This is a genomic window from Halolamina sp. CBA1230, from assembly GCF_002025255.2.
Lineage (GTDB): Archaea > Halobacteriota > Halobacteria > Halobacteriales > Haloferacaceae > Halolamina.
In genome coordinates this window covers 2,155,038-2,172,528 of record NZ_CP054587.1, presented here as the reverse complement: position 1 = coordinate 2,172,528, position 17,491 = coordinate 2,155,038, and the positions used below count along the sequence as shown (strand labels likewise).

Here is a 17,491-nt window from a genome sequence, read left to right as displayed (position 1 = left end):
AATCAGCACGAACCTGTTGCTCTATGCTACCCTGTATGGATATAAATGACAAGCAACAGACAACGGCTGCGGTATCCACATTGGCGGTCAGAGGAACCCTGAACCGCAAAATATCGAGGAAATATACCGCTCGTACCACCGAACGGCCACCCTCCACACCGACAACAGCGGATCGACGTTACGCCGGGAATGATTCGACTGCTGTCGTCTGTCGGCCGAGCAGGGACGGGAACGTCCGAACAGAATGAGAGTCAGTCGGGCGTGATACTCGGCGTAAGCACGTCCGCGAGCGAAGACTGCTCGGCGGTGGCGTGGATCGTCGGCCCTTGCCCGTCCTTGAGCACGCGGCTCCCCGCGCTGCCTTGGGGTGTGTCGACGACGAGTCCGACGTCGACGTGGTCTCCGACACTGAGTTCGACGGCGGCGGTGTCGATGCCGGCGTCGTACTGGGGTTGACGCTGTCGACCGTCACCGTGGAGGTCGTCGAGATCGTTGTTGAAGTTCGCGAGACTGATCGCCGTGGCGTCGTCGCTCCACGAACCGACGTAGAACGCGTGCTGTTTGCTGCCGTTCCGACCGCCGTCCTCGGTGAGCCAGACGTAGACGGGCTGGGTTCCCTGGTTCTCGATGCGGAACAGATCCGCGATAGCCGTCACGGCGTTGGGGTTCACACCGTCTCCGAGCAGGTCGTCATTGCTGTCCGAAAAATCGGCGGAGAACTCACCATTCTGTGTCTCTACATAGTCGGAATTCCCGCTTCCCGGGACAGCACTCATAGCGAGGTATGCGCTACTATCGGTAGCAATTTCAACTGAGACGGAGCGATCAGCGCTTACGCTGGTGAACGCGCCAGTTCCAACGATGCCAGTTGCTGCGCTCCACCCGATGCCGGCGAGGAGGGTCCGTCGCTTCATAATTTGTTCAATGGAAACCCACCGGCGGAATCGAACCGCCGTGCGCCAGCGTGGGAAAGTTGAATTACTGGATAAACCTCAGCCAAGTAATTCCATATGGAAAGAGTGGGGGAAGTGGCCTACAGAGTTACCGGGGTATCGGCCGAATCAGCTACCGATTTGACGATCACCCTATCAAGGAGATCCCCTGGCGAAAGTTCAACATCTGAATCAATCCACTGCCCAGCCATCGTCGTATCGACGGCCATCCCGACTTTGACTTCGTCTCCGGCGGCAATACCTACCGCAGCTGCCCTGTCCCCGCTTGGCTGCTCCACTTCACCGTTGCCATTAAATGGGGCCGCATCGGCCGGTCGCTTGTCGTTCGGTTGATCGGGGCCTCGGTTATTCGGATTATTGGGATCCTCCGGCGAACTACCATAACTTATCCCGTCCCAAGTCCCGCTGCGGTCTCCTGGTGCGTAGAATCCGACAAAGAACATTCCCGTAGGCCGTTGACCACTCGTGAACTGCGAGCCGCCCGCAGGACCATTCGGATCCCCAATCTCTGAAAGCCAAACATACTGTTTCTGGCTTGACTGGTTCTTGATCTTAAATAGGTTATCGACTAACGTGACCGCATCGAGATTAAAACCAGAACCGTCGACAGTTCCCGTATCAAAGAGCTTGAGCTCGCCATCGTTGATACTGGTGTAATCTTGACTATTAGGTTCGCCGGAGATCTGGTCAAGTCCAAGGTATGCGTTAGCGTCCGGCGCAACGTTAACGTTGACACCACGTTCCGCAGTTACACTCGTAAACGCGCCCGTACCAATACCCGCCGCGCCAGCAGCGGTAAGCGATCCCAGACCAGCGATGAACTTGCGTCGTTCCATTGTCGTAGTCTCCGCGCCCCGAGCTTGCCCCGGGAACGCTTCATCCACCACATACCCCCCTTTGTAAGTAGTAATGACTCGGCTGACACGATTCAGACCTAACCAGTTAGATATCCTGAATGTCTCGGACCATCCCTGAGAACCACTCCCGAACCCACAGCCCCGCCCTGACCGCGCCTCAAGCCGGCCTTGAGACACTCACTAAAACCGGTTCTGTCGGTCGTTTTCGGCGATTCACCCCGATACCGGGAACAACGCCGAGAAACGGAACTCACGTGGTCGAACCGGCGTCGACGACGGCCGACACAGGGCTCGCTGGATGGCCGAACGGACACGCTGGTGACGTGTCTCTCCACTGACGGAGACTCGGTACGGTCAGCGAACAGTCAGGACGCCGCGAGACCGACGGAATCGGGCGTTTCAGGCGGAATAGCGATCACGTGGCGGTTTCGATCGCGTCCAGCGCGCGCTAGATCCGGTCGCGCTCGTGCCCGACACAACCCCGAGCAACCCCCCCGTCGTGTACGGAACTTTATGGTGGCTCCCGACTCACGCGCACCTTATGGACATCCGTGAGGCCGAGCGGGGGTTCGACCACCCCGTCATCGACGACGACACGCTGCCGGCGATGTTCGAGGCCAGCGCCGAGCGCAACGCCGACGAGGTGGCCCAGCGCTACAAAGGGGGGATCTACGACCGCTCGCTGGTCGCGGAGGACGTGATCCCTGAGGCGCCCCAAGGAGATTACGCCGACCTGCGCTACGCGGAGACCCGCGATATCGTGCGCAACCTCGCCGCCGGGTTCCGCGATCTCGGCGTCGAGGCCGGCGACCGCGTGGGGATCTTCGCCGACACGCGAATGGAGTGGGCCCACAGCGACCTCGGCGTGCTCGCCGCCGGCGGCGTGGTGAACACCGTCTACAGCGGCTCCTCCGAGAGCCAGACCGAGTACCTGCTGGGCGACGCCGGCTCCGAGGGTGTAGTCGTGGAGAACGACGACCTGCTGCGGACGGTGCTGAACGTCGAGGACGAACTCGATCTCTCCTTCATCGTCGTGATGGACGAACCCGCCGACGGCAGCGGTGCCGCGGGGGCGGTGCGAGACCGCGACGACGTGCTCACGCTGGGCGACCTGCACGAGCGCGGCGCCGAGGCGTTCGACGAGGACGCCTACGAGGGGTGGCTCGACGAGCGCGACGGCGACGACCTCGCGAGCCTCGTGTACACCTCCGGCACCACCGGCCAGCCGAAGGGAGTGGAGCTCACCCACTGGAACTTCCGGTCGAACGTGAACCAGTGCTACCGGCGGTTCGGCCCGCGGCCGGACCGCGACCCCGACATGCCGACGACCGACACCGACACGGCGGCGCTCTCCTTCCTCCCGTTGGCCCACGTGTTCGAGCGCCTCTCCGGCCACTTCCTCATGTTCGCGAGCGGGGCGACCATCGCCTACGCCGAGAGCCCGGACACGCTGCGGGAGGACTTCAAGCTGATCGCGCCGACGACGTTCACCAGCGTCCCGCGCGTGTACGAGAAGCTCTACGGCGCCGTGCGCGAGCAGGCCAGCGAGTCGCCCGTCAAACAGCGCATCTTCGAGTGGGCCGTCGACGTGGCCCGCGAGTACGAGCGCACTGAGAGCCCGGGAACCCTGCTCTCGCTGAAACACGACATCGGCGACAGACTCGTCTACTCCAGCGTCCGCGAGGCGCTGGGGGACAACGTCGACTTCTTCGTCTCCGGCGGCGGCAGCCTCTCGGAGGACCTCTGCCGGCTGTTCCACGGGATGGGGGTCCCGATCCTGGAGGGGTACGGGCTCACCGAGACGGCGCCCGTCGTGAGCGTCAACCCCATCGAGGACCCCAAACCGGGCACCATCGGCCCGCCGGTCGTCGACGTGGAGACGAAACTCGACGAGTCCATCGGCGTGATGGGCGACGACATCGAGGGGAAGACGGGCGAACTGCTCGTCCGCGGCCCGAACGTCACCGACGGCTACTGGGAGAAGCCCGAGGCGACCGACGAGGCGTTCGAGGCGGCCGACGACGGCGGCGAGCCGTGGTTCCGGACCGGCGACGTGGTCGAGATCCGGCCGGACGGCTACATCACGTTCCGCGAACGCGCCAAACAGCTCATGAAGCTCTCGACGGGGAAGATGGTCCCGCCCGGCCCCATCGAGGACGCGTTCGCCGACAACGAACTGATCGAGCAGGCGATGGTGGTCGGCGACAGCCGGAAGTTCGTCGGCGCGCTGATCGTCCCGGCGTTCGACGCGGTCCGAGCGTGGGGCGAGCGTGAGGGGTTGGACCTGCCCGACGACGACGCCGAACTCTGCCACGACGACCGCGTGCGCGACCGGATACAGGCGGAGGTCGAGCGGATCAACGAGGACTTCGAGAGCCACGAGCGGATCAAGCAGTTCCGGCTGGTGCCCGAGGAGTTCACCCCCGAGAACGACCTGCTGACGCCGACGATGAAGAAGAAACGTCGAAAGATCCTGGACCGATGGGGCGACGAGGTCGAGGAGCTGTACGAGTAGTCCGCGGTAGCCACGTTTAAGCCGACGCCACCGGACGCTTATCGTGTGAGGGCGAACGAATCAGCGACAGCCGAGGTGCCGTAGATGGCCGGAGAGGAAGCGGCCGCGCTGATCGCGGTCGTCGCGGGCATCATCGGCATCGGCGTGGTCGCGCAGGTGCTCTCGGACCGCTTCCGCATCCCGAGCATCGTGTTCCTGATCGCCGCGGGGATCCTGCTCGGCCCGGAGGGGGCGAACCTCCTCAACCCCCAGGAGTTCGGGACCACGGCGCTGACGGCCATCGTCGGGCTCTCGGTGGCGATCATCGTGTTCGAGGGCGCGTTCCACCTCCGGCTCGACGAGATCCGTGAGGCGCCCCAGACGGCGTTCCGCCTCGTCACCGTCGGCGCCCTGATCGCGCTGGTGGGTACGTCCGTCGCCGTCCACTTCCTGCTTGGCGTCGGCTGGCTGGTCGCCTTCCTCGTCGGCTCGCTGCTGGTGGCGACCGGCCCGACCGTCATCGCCCCCATCCTCGACGTCGTCCCGGTCCGGGACCGCGTCGGCGTCGCGCTCGACACCGAGGGGATCGTCAACGACGTGACCGCCGCGATCACGGCGGTCGTGATGTTCAACATCATCACGAGCCCGGCCACCGGCCCCAGCGCGATCGTCATCGACTTCGTCCGTCGGTTCTCCTACGGGCTGTTCGTCGGCGTCGTCGTCGCCGCCGTAGTGTACTACGCGCTGCAGTACATCGACCTCTCGCCGGGGAACGCCCCCCGGAACGCCCGGCTGCTCGTACTCGCGGGCGCGCTCGTCGCCTACGCGGCCGCGAACTACCTCGCCAGCGAGGCCGGCGTCGCCGCCGTCGCGGTCGCGGGCGTGCTGCTCGGCAACGCCGACGTCCCCTACGAGGAGGATATCGCGGCGTTCAAAGGCGACGTGACGCTGGTCGTGCTCTCCTTCGTGTTCATCACGCTGGCCGCGCTGCTCGACTTCGGCGTGGTGCTCGACCTGCTGTTCCCGAAGCTCGCAGTCGTCGCTATCGTCGCGCTGGTGCTCCGGCCGCTGCTGGTGTTCGTCTCCAGCGTCGGCGACCGGTTCACCCGGGAGGAGAAGCTGTTCATGAGCTTCGTCGGCCCGCGCGGGATCATCCCGGCGTCGGTGGCGACGCTGTTCGCCATCGAACTCCGGAGCGAGGCGGTCGGGATGCCCGAGGCCGCCGACGTGCTCGTCGGCACCGTGTTCCTGACCATCCTGCTGACCGTGCTGTTCGAGGCGGGACTGGCCCGCCAGATCGCGGAGAAACTCAACGTCATACCCATGCGAGTCATCATCGTCGGGGGCGGATCGGTCGGGCGCGAGCTCGCGACCCGCCTCGAAGACCGAGGCGAGAACGTCGTGATCGTGGAGAAGAACCAGGAAGTGCTCGAGAGCGTCCGTGACTCCGGGTTCACGGTCCACGCCGGGGACGGCACCGACACCGAGGTGCTCCAGTCCGCCGGCGCGGACAACGCCAAGATCATCGTCGCCGCGACCGGCGACGACGACGCGAACCTGCTGATCTCCCAGCTCTCCCAGTCGAAGTTCTCGCCGGACCGCGTGATCGCGCGGACGAACAACCCCGAGAACGTCGACGCCTTCGAGGAGCTGGGCGTGCGGACCATCTCGCCGGCGATGGCCACCGCACAGGCGATGGACGACTACATCGAACGCCCCACGCTGGCGGGCTGGATGCAGGGGATCGGCGAGACCGGCGACGTGCAGGAGATCGAAGTGACCGCGGATCCACTGATCGGCCAGTCGATCCGGGAGATCGGACCCGAACTCCCGGAGGGCTGTCTCATCGGGCTGGTCTACCGGGACGGGGAAACGTTCGTCCCCGAGGCCGACTTCACGCTCGAGCGCGGCGACCGCGTCACGTTCATCGGCCGGAAGGACGCCGTCCGCGAGGCGATGACGTGGGCCCATCCCGAGGAGTAGGGCGAAACGCAGCCGAGTGGGGGACCGCACGCCGGCACCAGACTCCACACGATGGCGAGAACTGGAGCTTCTGTCAACAGATCGCAGTCACAGTAACGTGAGTGCTTGTGCAGCGAGGAGATACAGAACGATCAGTACGCCGACCAACCTCAGTAGCGTGTACCCATCGATCTTCATAACGTAGAGTCGTTCTATTTTCGCCCAAGTAAATTTTTTATTATCCGATATCCAGCCGATGCCGGTCCGCGACGACAACCGTTTTCTCTCCCGACCACCGATCCACGATGATGGCGCTCTCCCGTCGCGCGTTCCTGCCCCTCCCGGTCGTCGTCGCGCTCGCTGGCTGTACGGCGCTCACCAACGACGAGGTCGAGATGGCGATCGAGAACCGGAGTTCCGGCGCGCGGGACGTGACCGCGACCGCGACGCCCGTCGCCGAGTACGACGCCGACGACCCACCGGAACCGGACTTCGAGGGGACGGTCCCGCCCGGTTCACGGCAGTTGATCCCGGACGTGGCACCCTCGCCCGACGCTGGTGAGGAGCCGATCCCCACCCGGGTCCACATCGTGACTGGGCCCTACGAGGACGTCCAGCGCATCGACGTGACCGGGACGGGGACGATCGACGTGCGGATCACGCGCAACGGGCTGGATGTGTTCTTCGCGCCGAAGGACTGAGAGTTCGTTTCTGGTGGTTTTGAGCGTGGAGCAGCGAGAAAGACGTGGCCACGACGACGGTCGCTCTCGGTTCGGGATTTTCTGCGGAGGTTCGACCGTACAGCGACAGCGACTCGAAGCATGTCCACTTGCGACCGCACCGCCCCGCACAGCCCTCGAACCTCCCCAGCCGATTCGCTCCTTCGCTACGCTCAGTCGCTCATCCCTCGCGCGCTCGTTCGCCCACGGAGGGGCTCACGTCGCGCGCCACCGCGGCGGCGGTGCGGTGGCGGTGGACGCCTCGCGGCCGGCAATCGTCGCCGGCCGCGGGGGGAGGGGTGGGGACTCGGCGCCCTGCCGGGCCTCGTGCCCGGCAGCCTGCGGTCGCAAGTGTGCTACGAACGAGATGCTGTTGCTGTCGCTGTCAGTCAAGATGCCGTTGCTGTCACGGTAGCCGACGATCCGGACACCGTACTCGCCGCGATTACCGCCCCAGCAGTCGACGACCACGCCCGCAACTCACTCCCACGGACCCGACACGGTTTTCCCGAATCACCGAGAACCCCGCCCATGATCAGCCGACAGACGCTCCGGGAGGAGCCCGAGCGCGTCCGGGACGCGCTCGACGCGAAGGGCGTCGACGACGTCGACCTCGACGAGATCCTCGAGATCTACGACGAGTGGCGCGAACTCAAAGCCGAGGGCGACGACCTCCGCCACGAGCGCAACGAGGTCAGCCGAACCATCGGCGAACTCAAACGCGAAGGCGAGGAGGAGGAAGCCGAGGAGGCCATCGAGCGCTCGAGCGAACTCAAGGAACGCCTCGAAGACGTGGAGGACCGCGCCGACGAACTCGAAGCCGAACTCGAGGAGCGCATGATGCGGATCCCGATGCTCCCCGACGACGACGTCCCCCGCGGGGCCGACGAGAGCGAGAACGTCGAGCGCCGGCGCGAGGGGTTCGACGACCTGCGTGACCTGCCCGAGGAGGTCACCCCGCACTACGACCTCGGCGAGGAGCTGGACATCCTCGACTTCGAGCGCGGCGCGAAAGTCAGCGGCGGCGGCTACTACTTCGCCAAAGGCGAGGGTGCCCGCCTCGAACACGCGCTGATCCAGTTCTTCCTCGAAACTCACCGCGATCAGGGGTACACCGACGTGTTCCCCCCGATCCCGGTCAACAGCAGGTCGATGGAGGGCACCGGCCAGTTCCCGAAGTTTACCGAGGACGCCTACCGGCTCGAGGGCAGCCACGACGAGCCGTACGACGACGACGACCTCTGGCTGCTGCCGACCGCGGAGGTGCCCGTCACGAACCTCCATCGCGACGAGATCCTGCTCGACGACGACCTGCCGCTGAAGTACCAGGCGTACTCGCCGAACTTCCGGCAGGAGGCCGGCGAGCACGGCACCGAGACCCGCGGGATCGTCCGGGTCCACCAGTTCAACAAGGTCGAGCTGGTCAACTTCGTCCGCCCGGAGGAGAGCGACGAGCGCTTCGAGGGACTGGTCTCGGAGGCGGAATCGGTGCTGCAGGCGCTGGGGATCCCCTACCGCATCCTCGAAATGTGCACGGGCGACCTGGGCTTCACGCAAGCCAAGAAGTACGACATCGAGGTGTGGGCCCCCGGCGACGACATGGAGGACGGCCCAGAGCAGGGCGGCCGCTGGCTCGAGGTGTCGTCGGTGTCGAACTTCCGGGATTTCCAGGCCCGGCGGGCGGGGATCCAGTACCGCCCCGAACAGCACGAGTCGGCGGAGTACCTCCACACGCTCAACGGCTCGGGCGTCGCCGTCCCGCGCGTGCTGGTGGCGATCCTGGAGTACTACCAGAACGCGGACGGCACCGTCGACGTCCCCGAACCCCTCCAGCCCTACATGGGCGGGCAGGAGGTCGTCGAGGGGCAGGAGCCGGTCGGGGAGAGCGCGGTTGGTGACGGGAACTGAGCGCTATTTGGTGAACGTTCGGAGATCGACGATCTCCCCGTCCGCGACGGTGAACAGGTCGACGAACGCGAACAGCTCCTCCCCGTCGTCGGCGAACAGCCGGCCGTGGGCCGCGACCTCCCGACCGCGCGCGTCGTCGGCGGCCTCGGGCAGGAACAGCGTGTCCACCGCGTGAACCGTGTCGGTTCGGGGTCGCTCTTCCATCATGAACTCCACGAACCGGTCGCGGCCCTCGATGGTCCGGTCCGGGCGGTCGTGGCGGAACTCTGGGGCGAGCACGGCCGCGAGCCCGTCGGCGTCCATCGCGTCGACCGCCTCGTAGTACCGCTCCACCGGATCGGTGTCGCTCATACCCCCAGTCCGGCCAGCGGCCCCAAGAAGGGGGCGGTCTCCGGGGGGCATTTGGCGCTCCGGCGCGCAGGCGGGGTGTGGACCTGCACGTTCGCTACGAGGGCGACGACGACCCCGAGAAATGCACCGCCCGGAAGCTCGCGCGGTTCGACCTCGCGGAGCTCCACCGCTCGGACCGCGCGACGCCGTACGGGGTGGTGCTCAACCCCCACGCCGAGCGTGCGCTGTCGCCCGCCGACCGCGAGGCCGCCGAGCACGCGCTGGTCGCGCTCGACTGCTCGTGGGAGTCCGCCGGCGAGAAGCAGTTCACCATCGACGGCGACCACCGCGCGCTGCCGTATCTCGTCGCCGGAAACCCCGTGAACTTCGGGAAACCGATGCAGCTGACGACCGTCGAGGCGTTCGCGGGCGCCCTCGTCATCCTCGGCGAGAAGTCCCAGGCCGAGCAGATCCTCTCGAAGTTCACCTGGGGCGAGACGTTCCTCGAACTCAACGAGGAGCCGCTGCGGCGGTACAGCGAGTGTGGGGACTCCGAGGAAGTCGTGGCGATCCAGCAGGAGTATCTGGATCGGTAAACCGGATGCGGCGATAGTGAACGTCGGGCAGCGGCCACAGTTCGGCTGTCGGCAGCTACTTCCCTCTTGAACGTTTATTCAGCCACGTTCACATGGCGGCGATAGATGTCGACGGGCTCACCAAGCGGTTCGGCGAGACCGTCGCGGTGGACGAGCTCTCGTTCACCGTCGAGGAGGGGGAACTGTTCGGCCTGCTCGGGCCCAACGGCGCGGGCAAGTCGACGCTGATCAACATGCTCGTGACGCTGCTCCAGCCGACCGAGGGGGCGGCGACCGTCGACGGCCACGATATCGTCGACGAGACCGCGGCGGTCCGCAACAGTATCGGGATCGTGTTCCAGGAGCGGGCGCTCGACGAGGAGCTCACGGGCGCGGAGAACCTCGCTTTCCACGCCCGGCTGTACGGGATCCGAGCCGAGGAACGCGCGGAACGGATCGACGAGATCCTCGACCTCGTGGGGCTCGAGGACGAGCGCGACGACCCCGTCGGCACCTACTCCGGCGGGATGAAGCGCCGGCTGGAGATCGGCCGCGGCCTGCTCCACGAGCCTGCGGTCCTGTTCCTCGACGAGCCGACGGCCGGGCTCGACGCCCACACGCGCCGGGACTCCTGGGAGTACATCCGCCGGCTCAACGAGGAGGCCGGCGTCTCGGTCGTGCTGACCACCCACTACATCGAGGAGGCCGAACAGCTCTGTGACCGTGTGGCGGTCGTCGACGACGGGCAGATCGCGGCGATCGACTCCCCCGACGCGCTCACCGAATCCATCGGCGGCGACGTGGTCAGTCTCGAATTCGACGGCGACACGGCGGCGCTCCGGGAGCGACTCGCCGCGCAGTCGTGGATCAGCGAGTACACCCAGGACGGCGCGACCCTCCGCGTGACGGTCGATCACGGCCGCCAGCGGATCGCGGATCTCGTCCGACTGGCCGACGACGCCGGCGTGCCGGTCACCGCCGTCGACGTGCGCGAGCCCAACCTCGAAACCGCGTTCCTCTCGCTGACCGGCGCGACGATGGCCGAACGCGAGGCCGACGCCGCTGGGGGCGAGCGCGAGGGCCGGGAAGCCGAGGCAACCGTCGGGGGTGACCGATGAGGCGCGTCGATCCGCTCTCGATCTACGCGCTCTGGCTCCGGGACCTGAAGCGGTTCCTGCGTACGCCCTCCCGGATCGTCGGCTCGATCGCGATGCCGCTGCTGTTTCTGGTCTTCCTCGGGTTCGGTTTCAGCGGCGCGGCGATCCCCGGCCTGCCCGAGGGCGTCGACTACCTCCAGTACCTCGTGCCGGGGATGGTGGGGTTCACGATGCTGTTCGGCGCCTCCTTCGCCGGGATGTCGATCCTGGCGGACCGGGAGGTGGGGTTCCTGAAGGAGATCCTCGTCGCCCCCGTCAGCCGCACGTCGATCGTGCTCGGCCGGATCGCCGGCGGGTCGACGACCGCGCTGGTGCAGGCGGCGCTGATCCTGCTGCTCTCGATCCCGCTGGGGTTCGAGGTCCGGAGCCTCCTCGCGCTGCCGATGGCGGTCGTCGTGCTGTTGCTGATCGCGACGACGTTCGTCGGCTTCGGCGTCGCGCTGGCGTCGCAGTTCAGCGACAGCGAGGGGTTCGGCCTCGTCGTGCAGTTCGTGATCTTCCCGATCTTCTTCCTCTCGGGCGCGATTTACCCGGTCCAGAGCCTCCCCGGCCCCGTGAGCGCGCTCGCGCTCGCGAACCCGCTGACCTACGGCGTCGACGCCCTGCGGGCGGTGCTGGTGGGCAGTTCGACGTACCCCCTCGCGCTGGATCTCGCCGCGCTGACCGTCTCCTCGGTCGTCACCGTCGCGATCGGCACCTACCTGTTCGAGCGCGTCGAAGCGGTGTAGGGGGGTGACCAGTCGATTTACCTGCGGCGGCGCGCTACCGTAACACATGGCCAGTTTCCAGATCGGGCGGATCTACGGCATCCCGATCAAGATCGACGTGACGTTCCTCCTCGTGCTCCCGCTGTTCGCGTGGGTGATCGGCTCGCAAGTGGAGTTCTGGGTCGAGATCCTGGGGATCCTCCCCGCCACCGTGCCGGGCGAGGCGCCGCTGGCCGAGGGGAACACCCCCTGGATCCTCGGCACGGCGTCGGCGATCGGGCTGTTCGTGGGCGTGCTGCTCCACGAACTGGGTCACTCGCTGGTGGCGATGCGCTACGGGTTCGAGATCGACTCGATCAAGCTCTGGCTGCTCGGCGGCGTCGCCCAGTTCACGGAGATGCCCGAGGACTGGAAACAGGAGTTCTCGGTCGCGGTCGCCGGGCCGATCGTGAGCGTCGCGGTCGGGGTGGTCTCCTACGCCGCGTTCGTCGTGACACCCGCGAGCCTCCCCGCGGTCCAGTTCGTGCTCGGCTACCTCGCGCTGGTGAACGTGATGCTCGCGGCGTTCAACATGCTTCCCGGCTTCCCGATGGACGGCGGCCGGGTGTTGCGCGCGCTGCTCGCGCGGAACCGCTCGCACGTCCGCGCGACACAGATCGCCGCGACGGTCGGTAAGGGGTTCGCGATCTTGCTGGGCTTCGTCGGCCTGATCGGGTTCGATCTGATCCTGCTCGCGGTCGCCTTCTTCATCTACATGGGCGCCTCGAGCGAGGCACAGCGCACCGTGCTGAAGGCGGCGTTCGAGGGCGTCACCGTCCGGGAGATCATGACGCCCGCCGAGGAGCTGAAAACCGTCGACGAGGAGACCACCGTCGCCGAACTCATCCAGCGGATGCTGCAGGACCGCCACGTCGGCTACCCCGTGCTGCGCAACGGGGAGTTCGTCGGCATGGTCACGCTCGAGGACACCAAATCCATCCCCGAGGTCGAACGCGACGCCTACCTGGTCGAGGACGTGATGAACTACGACGCGCCCACGCTCGACCCCGACAGCGAACTGATGGACGCGCTCGACGCGATGCAGTCCCACCGCACGGGTCGCCTCCCCGTCGCCGACGAGGAGGGGAACCTTGTGGGGCTGCTCTCCCAGACCGACCTCGTGATGGCGTTCAACATCTCCCAGACGAGCGGCGGGCTCGCCGGGCTGAGCGGGCAGGAACTCCCCCGCCAGCCGTAGCGTTACACCGCCTCAGGGCCCTCCTTCCCGGTCCGGATCTGCACCGCGTGGCTGACCGGGAGCACGAACACCTTCCCGTCGCCCTTCTCGCCGGTGTGGGCGGCGTCGCAGATCGCGGCGACCACGTCCGACGTGGGCACGTCCGCGACCACACACTCGATCTTGGCTTTCTCGTGGAGGTCGACGGTGTACTCCTCGCCGCGCCACTGCTCGGTCTTGGCGGGCTGTGAGCCCCGGCCGCTGACCTCCGTCACCGTCAGCGAGGGTGCACCCACCTCCGAAAGCGCCGCCTTCACGTCGCCGACTTTCTCCCGCCGGACGACCGCCATCACCAGCTCCACGTCCTCACTCATCGGTCTCACCTCCGTTGGCGTCGTCCGCATCGGCGATCTCCGGCGGCGCGCTCCCGCAGTCGACGATCCCGTCGGTCGGCGGCAAAGTCCGGCCGCCTGCTGCAGAGCCGTCGCGGTCGGGAATCGGCTCGCCCATCGGGACGCCGGTCGGGACACCGCCGTCGGTCTCGACGCGCCCGCCGTCGGCCCCGTCGGTCGGCTGCGACGGCCTCCCGCCGTCGGCGGTCACCGTCGGCTCGGGCGCGCCGTCGCCGGTGAACTCGGGGTAGACCGAGACGCCGTGTTCGCCCTCGTCGAGGCCGAGCTCCTCCTCCTCCTCGCTCACGCGCAGGCCGAACAGCGCGTCGGCGATCGTCAACGCGATCCCGGTACCGACCACCGCCCACGTTCCGAGGATCGCGACGCCGACGATCTGCATCAGCAGCTGATCGACGCCGAGGAACGCCCAGGAGCCGCCCTGGACGCCGAAGACAGGGATCAGGATCGTCCCCAGCGCGCCCGCGGCGCCGTGGACCGGGAACACGCCGCAGACGTCGTCGATGCCGAGTTCGTCCACGACGAAGCGGTACGTCGGGAGGACGATGGCGCCGCCGAGGCCGCCGAGGATCAGCCCGCCCCACCACGTCACGTGGGGGACCGCACCCGTGACCGCGACCAGCCCCGCAAGCAGCCCGTTCGCGGTCCAGAGCGGGTCGGGCTTCCCCTGGCGGTAGGCCGACATCGCCATCGCCGCCAGCGCGCCCGCGCCCATCCCGAGCGTGGTGTTCAGCGCCACGCGACCGAGCTGGGCGCTCAGCAGTTCGTTGCTGCCGTCGAAGATCGCCGAGGTGCCGACGTTGAACCCGTACCAGCCGAACGCGAGGATCAGCGTCCCCAGCACCGCAAGCAGCATCGAGTGGCCGGGGATCGGCTGGCTGTTGCCGTGTTCGTCGAAGCGACCCTTGCGCGGGCCGACCATGTACGCGGCCGTCAGCCCCGCGAGCCCGCCGAGCATGTGGACGACCGTCGCGCCGGCGAAGTCGAGGTAGCCGACGCCGATCAGGTCCGCGACGAAGCCGGGGTTGTCGCCCGCGGCCAGCAGGCCGCCGTCCCACGTCAGCCCCGTCGCGACCGGGTAGATCACCGCGGTCATCGCCGCCGCGACGAACACGTACGCGCCGAAGGACATCCGCTCGGCGACGGCGCCGGAGACGATCGTCGCGGCGGTCATCGCGAACACCGCGCCGACCAGCCAGCCGATCCAGGCGCCCGAGTCGGAGACGTAGGCGAACGCGCCCACGATGTCGAGCGGCGAGGTGCTCGTCAGCGCGGCGACGATCACCGAGAGGCCGAAGCCGACGAGGAAGTACGCCAGCACGCCCAGCGTCCAGTCGGTCATGTTCTTCATCAGCACGTTGCCCGCGTTCTTCGCCCGGACCTGCCCGGCCTCCAGCAGCGCGAACCCCGGCTGCATGAAGAAGATCAGGAACGCGACCACGAGCGCCCACACCGTGTTGATCCCCTCCGCGACCGCCGGCTCGACGGGCATCAGCGATCACCTCCGTGCTCGGACGCGATTTGCTGCCGGAAGTACGCACTGAATCCAGAGATATCCGCACAACTTTCGTGCTCTTCGGGTAAAACTGCTACGTTCGTTTCGTCCATTGCGGTCGAAGCTCTGCAGTTCGTGGTACGTAATAACTCGCTTGCGTATCTAAACTTCTGTCGTGAATATTGGTAGAGATAGCAAATAATAAGGTCATAACTACCGTATTCGTACTGTAAAATCGTGATAGATTGGTCGTTCCTGTCTCGTGTGGCCAGTCGTCGCCGTTCGTCGCGACGGGATCGTTCCCCGAACGGACGCGTTTTTACGCGCTGGCCGGCTACACTCCCGTAATCGATGACTTTCGAAGATCTCCCGACCACGCCCAGGTCGGAGGAACTCCTCGACAAGGCGTTCTCCCGGGCCTCCCGGACGGGGCGGGCGAAAGACCCCTACGAGGCACAGGAAGCGATGCTGCGCACGGCGGGGAACATCCTCTCGGACAACCTCCAGAACGTGGCCGGCGCCTGGCCCGACTTCGACTACGTCGACCCGTTCTACTACGAACTGGCCGACGCCATCGTCGACGTCGACCGCCTGCGGCAGGCGCTCAGCGAGGTGACCTGGGCCGGCAACCAGATCGAACAGCTCCGCGACGAGTACGCCTCGAAGATCCGGAACTCGGACACCGAGACCGCCAAGAAACACCGCAAACAGGCGTTCGCCCGGATGGCCGACATCATGGACGAGATCGAGGACGACCTGCGCGCGGTCGGCGACGCCCGGGACGAACTCAAGACGCTGCCGGACATCCGCCCGGACGAGCCGGCGATCGTCGTCGCGGGCTACCCCAACGTGGGGAAGTCCTCGTTCGTCAACACGGTCACCAACGCGCGCAACGCGATCGAGTCCTACCCGTTCACGACGACGGCGGTCCACGTCGGCCACTTCGACCGCGACCGGATCCGTTACCAGATCGTCGACACGCCGGGGCTGCTCGACCGCCCGGAGGAGGAGCGCAACGACATCGAGGCCCAGGCCGTCTCCGCGCTGCGCCACCTCGCCGACGCCGTGCTGTTCGTCGTCGACGCCTCCGGCCAGTGTGGCTACCCGCTCGACGCCCAGCTCGAACTGCGTGACGAACTCGAGGCGCGCTTCGACGCGCCGGTCGTCACCGTCTGCAACAAATCGGACGTGTCGACCGACGTCGACGCGGACGCCTACATGAGCGTGACCGAGGGCGAGAACGTCGACGGCGTGCTCGACAGCCTCGTCGAGGCCGTCGACTGGGAGCCCGACATCCCGCCCTCCCGTAACGCCTGAGGCGTCGACGCGTCGCTCCCCGACGCACCGCCCGCCGTCTCGACGGCGGTGTACCGCACCGCGACCTGCACGCTCTCGCCGCTTCCGAGCCCGAGACGCCCGTTCTCGATCGCGTCGATCCGTTCGGCCAGCCGGTCGGCCAGCGGCGGCGGATCGACGCCCGGCTCGTGCCCGACCACGACTACCACCCGTTCGGGGCTCCGGAACGGGAACGCGGCGCCGTGCTCGACCTCGAACGACACCAGCGACAGCGACGGCTCCTCGGTCAGCAGCGCCTCCGTCTCCGCGCGGGCGTCGTCCGCGAACGCCGCGCGCTGCATCGAGGCGTACGTCGCGCCCGCAAGCACCGTCGAGAGGATTAGCACCGCGAGCGCGAGCGCGCCGATACGTTTGATCGTGTCCTGTCGGGCCTCGCCGACCCGGAACCACTGCTCGGGCTGGTACCCCTGGTACCAGAACGTCGCCAGCGCGACGAGGTTGATCGAGAGGAAGTTCACCGCGACAAGCACCGCCGAGCCGACGACGGCGCCCGGTCGCCCCCACGCGATCCCGATGCCGACGACCGCGGTCGGCGGCACCAGCGCCGCGGCGATCATCACGCCCACCAGCGCCGAGGAGACCCCCGAGGAGAGCGAGAGCGCGCCGGCGATCCCGGCCGCGAGAGCGACCACCAGCGACGGGACGCCCGGGGAGAGCCGCTCGCGCACCTCGCCGATCGCGAACACCTCACCGACCCCCATCGGGACGATGTTCCCGAACCGCAGCACGGCCGCGAACGCGACCGCGCTCCCGACCGCAAGCAGCGCGCCCACGACCTGGAGTTTGATCCCCCGGAGGAACAGCTCGCGGTCGTCGACGACGCTGCCGACGCTGGTCGCCATCGCCGGCCCGATCAGCGGGGCGATCACCATCGAGCCGACGACGACCGCCGGCGAGTCGAGCAGCAGGCCTGCGGTGGCGACGACGGCGCTGACCGCCGTCATCACCATGAACGGCATCCAGTCCGGCGCGAGGTCCGACGCTCGCGTGACCAGCTCGTCCCGGGCGATGCGTTCGCCCTCCTCCCCCTCGGTCCACTCCTTCTCCAACCGCTCGTAGCGCTCGGAGACGACCGTCTCGGCGTCGAGCACCACCGTGTAGGCGTCGCGGTCGATCCCGGTCTCCTCGCGGAGCTGATCCAGGATCGGCTCGACGGCGTTGGTCGGCAGCGGGAACGAGACCAGCGCGGTGTATCGCCGGCCGCTGGTCTCGTCCGACAGCGCGTAGTCGATCCCGTTCTCGTCCAGTACCGAGAGCACGGCCTCGCGCTTCCCGGCGGGGATCATCACCTGTACGAGTCGCACGGCTGTGTCTCTCGGGGACCGGGCAAATAGGCGGCGGTGGGGATGGAC

General features: G+C 67.2%; 15 protein-coding genes. 9 read left to right on the top strand and 6 right to left on the bottom strand.

Annotated elements, in window-relative coordinates:
• Nucleotides 1-251: 251 nt before the first annotated feature.
• Together B4589_RS11460 and B4589_RS11455 are read right to left on the bottom strand one after the other, a co-directional pair.
• Nucleotides 252-671, bottom strand: coding sequence for a hypothetical protein (locus tag B4589_RS11460; protein ID WP_079234400.1), 420 nt, complete (start codon nucleotides 669-671; stop codon nucleotides 252-254).
• Between the two features lie 362 nt (nucleotides 672-1,033).
• Entirely contained in the window at nucleotides 1,034-1,789 is a 756-nt protein-coding gene (locus B4589_RS11455; protein WP_143414328.1) for a hypothetical protein, read from the bottom strand.
• Between the two features lie 562 nt (nucleotides 1,790-2,351).
• Between B4589_RS11455 and B4589_RS11450 the strand changes: the two genes are divergently transcribed.
• The 4 genes from B4589_RS11450 to serS all read left to right on the top strand — a co-directional run bounded on the left by B4589_RS11450 (nucleotide 2,352) and on the right by serS (nucleotide 8,893).
• Nucleotides 2,352-4,325 carry a long-chain fatty acid--CoA ligase gene (locus B4589_RS11450; RefSeq protein ID WP_079234399.1) on the top strand — a complete coding sequence of 658 codons (1,974 nt, stop codon included), beginning with the start codon at nucleotides 2,352-2,354 and terminating at the stop codon, nucleotides 4,323-4,325.
• A gap of 84 nt (nucleotides 4,326-4,409) precedes the next feature.
• Nucleotides 4,410-6,287, top strand: a complete 1,878-nt coding sequence (locus B4589_RS11445) for a cation:proton antiporter (RefSeq protein WP_079234398.1) — start codon at nucleotides 4,410-4,412, stop codon at nucleotides 6,285-6,287.
• 287 nt (nucleotides 6,288-6,574) lie between these two features.
• On the top strand, nucleotides 6,575-6,967 hold the full coding sequence (locus B4589_RS11440; RefSeq protein WP_079234397.1) for a hypothetical protein: 393 nt from the start codon (nucleotides 6,575-6,577) through the stop codon (nucleotides 6,965-6,967).
• Between the two features lie 549 nt (nucleotides 6,968-7,516).
• Nucleotides 7,517-8,893: a serine--tRNA ligase gene (serS, locus tag B4589_RS11435; protein WP_079234395.1), complete on the top strand. Its 1,377-nt coding sequence runs from the start codon at nucleotides 7,517-7,519 to the stop codon at nucleotides 8,891-8,893.
• A 3-nt stretch (nucleotides 8,894-8,896) separates the two neighbouring features.
• Here the strand turns inward: serS and B4589_RS11430 are convergent, their stop codons facing one another.
• On the bottom strand, nucleotides 8,897-9,244 hold the full coding sequence (locus B4589_RS11430; protein WP_079234394.1) for a nuclear transport factor 2 family protein: 348 nt from the start codon (nucleotides 9,242-9,244) through the stop codon (nucleotides 8,897-8,899).
• A gap of 77 nt (nucleotides 9,245-9,321) precedes the next feature.
• Here B4589_RS11430 and B4589_RS11425 point away from each other — a divergent pair, with 77 nt between their 5' ends.
• The 4 genes from B4589_RS11425 (at nucleotide 9,322) to B4589_RS11410 (ending at nucleotide 12,899) form a co-directional block, all read left to right on the top strand.
• Entirely contained in the window at nucleotides 9,322-9,819 is a 498-nt protein-coding gene (locus B4589_RS11425) for a DUF367 family protein (RefSeq protein ID WP_079234393.1), read from the top strand.
• Nucleotides 9,820-9,911: 92 nt separating this feature from the next.
• Nucleotides 9,912-10,916 carry an ABC transporter ATP-binding protein gene (locus B4589_RS11420; RefSeq protein WP_079234392.1) on the top strand — a complete coding sequence of 335 codons (1,005 nt, stop codon included), beginning with the start codon at nucleotides 9,912-9,914 and terminating at the stop codon, nucleotides 10,914-10,916.
• Nucleotides 10,913-11,683 (top strand): ABC transporter permease, encoded by a 771-nt coding sequence (locus B4589_RS11415; RefSeq protein WP_079234391.1) that lies wholly within the window; start codon nucleotides 10,913-10,915, stop codon nucleotides 11,681-11,683. Before B4589_RS11420 ends, B4589_RS11415 begins: the two co-directional genes overlap by 4 nt.
• A gap of 46 nt (nucleotides 11,684-11,729) precedes the next feature.
• Complete coding sequence (locus B4589_RS11410) at nucleotides 11,730-12,899, top strand: CBS domain-containing protein (RefSeq protein WP_079234390.1); 1,170 nt, start codon at nucleotides 11,730-11,732, stop codon at nucleotides 12,897-12,899.
• 2 nt (nucleotides 12,900-12,901) lie between these two features.
• Here the strand turns inward: B4589_RS11410 and B4589_RS11405 are convergent, their stop codons facing one another.
• Both B4589_RS11405 and B4589_RS11400 read right to left on the bottom strand, forming a co-directional pair.
• Complete coding sequence (locus tag B4589_RS11405; protein WP_079234389.1) at nucleotides 12,902-13,252, bottom strand: P-II family nitrogen regulator; 351 nt, start codon at nucleotides 13,250-13,252, stop codon at nucleotides 12,902-12,904.
• Nucleotides 13,245-14,780 carry an ammonium transporter gene (locus B4589_RS11400; protein WP_079234388.1) on the bottom strand — a complete coding sequence of 512 codons (1,536 nt, stop codon included), beginning with the start codon at nucleotides 14,778-14,780 and terminating at the stop codon, nucleotides 13,245-13,247. The genes B4589_RS11405 and B4589_RS11400 overlap by 8 nt, the downstream gene beginning before the upstream one ends.
• A 354-nt stretch (nucleotides 14,781-15,134) precedes the next feature.
• Here B4589_RS11400 and B4589_RS11395 point away from each other — a divergent pair, with 354 nt between their 5' ends.
• Nucleotides 15,135-16,100, top strand: a complete 966-nt coding sequence (locus tag B4589_RS11395) for an NOG1 family protein (RefSeq protein ID WP_079234387.1) — start codon at nucleotides 15,135-15,137, stop codon at nucleotides 16,098-16,100.
• Here the strand turns inward: B4589_RS11395 and B4589_RS11390 are convergent.
• Nucleotides 15,998-17,443: a TIGR00341 family protein gene (locus B4589_RS11390; protein ID WP_176330523.1), complete on the bottom strand. Its 1,446-nt coding sequence runs from the start codon at nucleotides 17,441-17,443 to the stop codon at nucleotides 15,998-16,000. The two genes, B4589_RS11395 and B4589_RS11390, sit on opposite strands and share 103 nt — an antisense overlap.
• Nucleotides 17,444-17,491 lie beyond the last annotated feature (48 nt).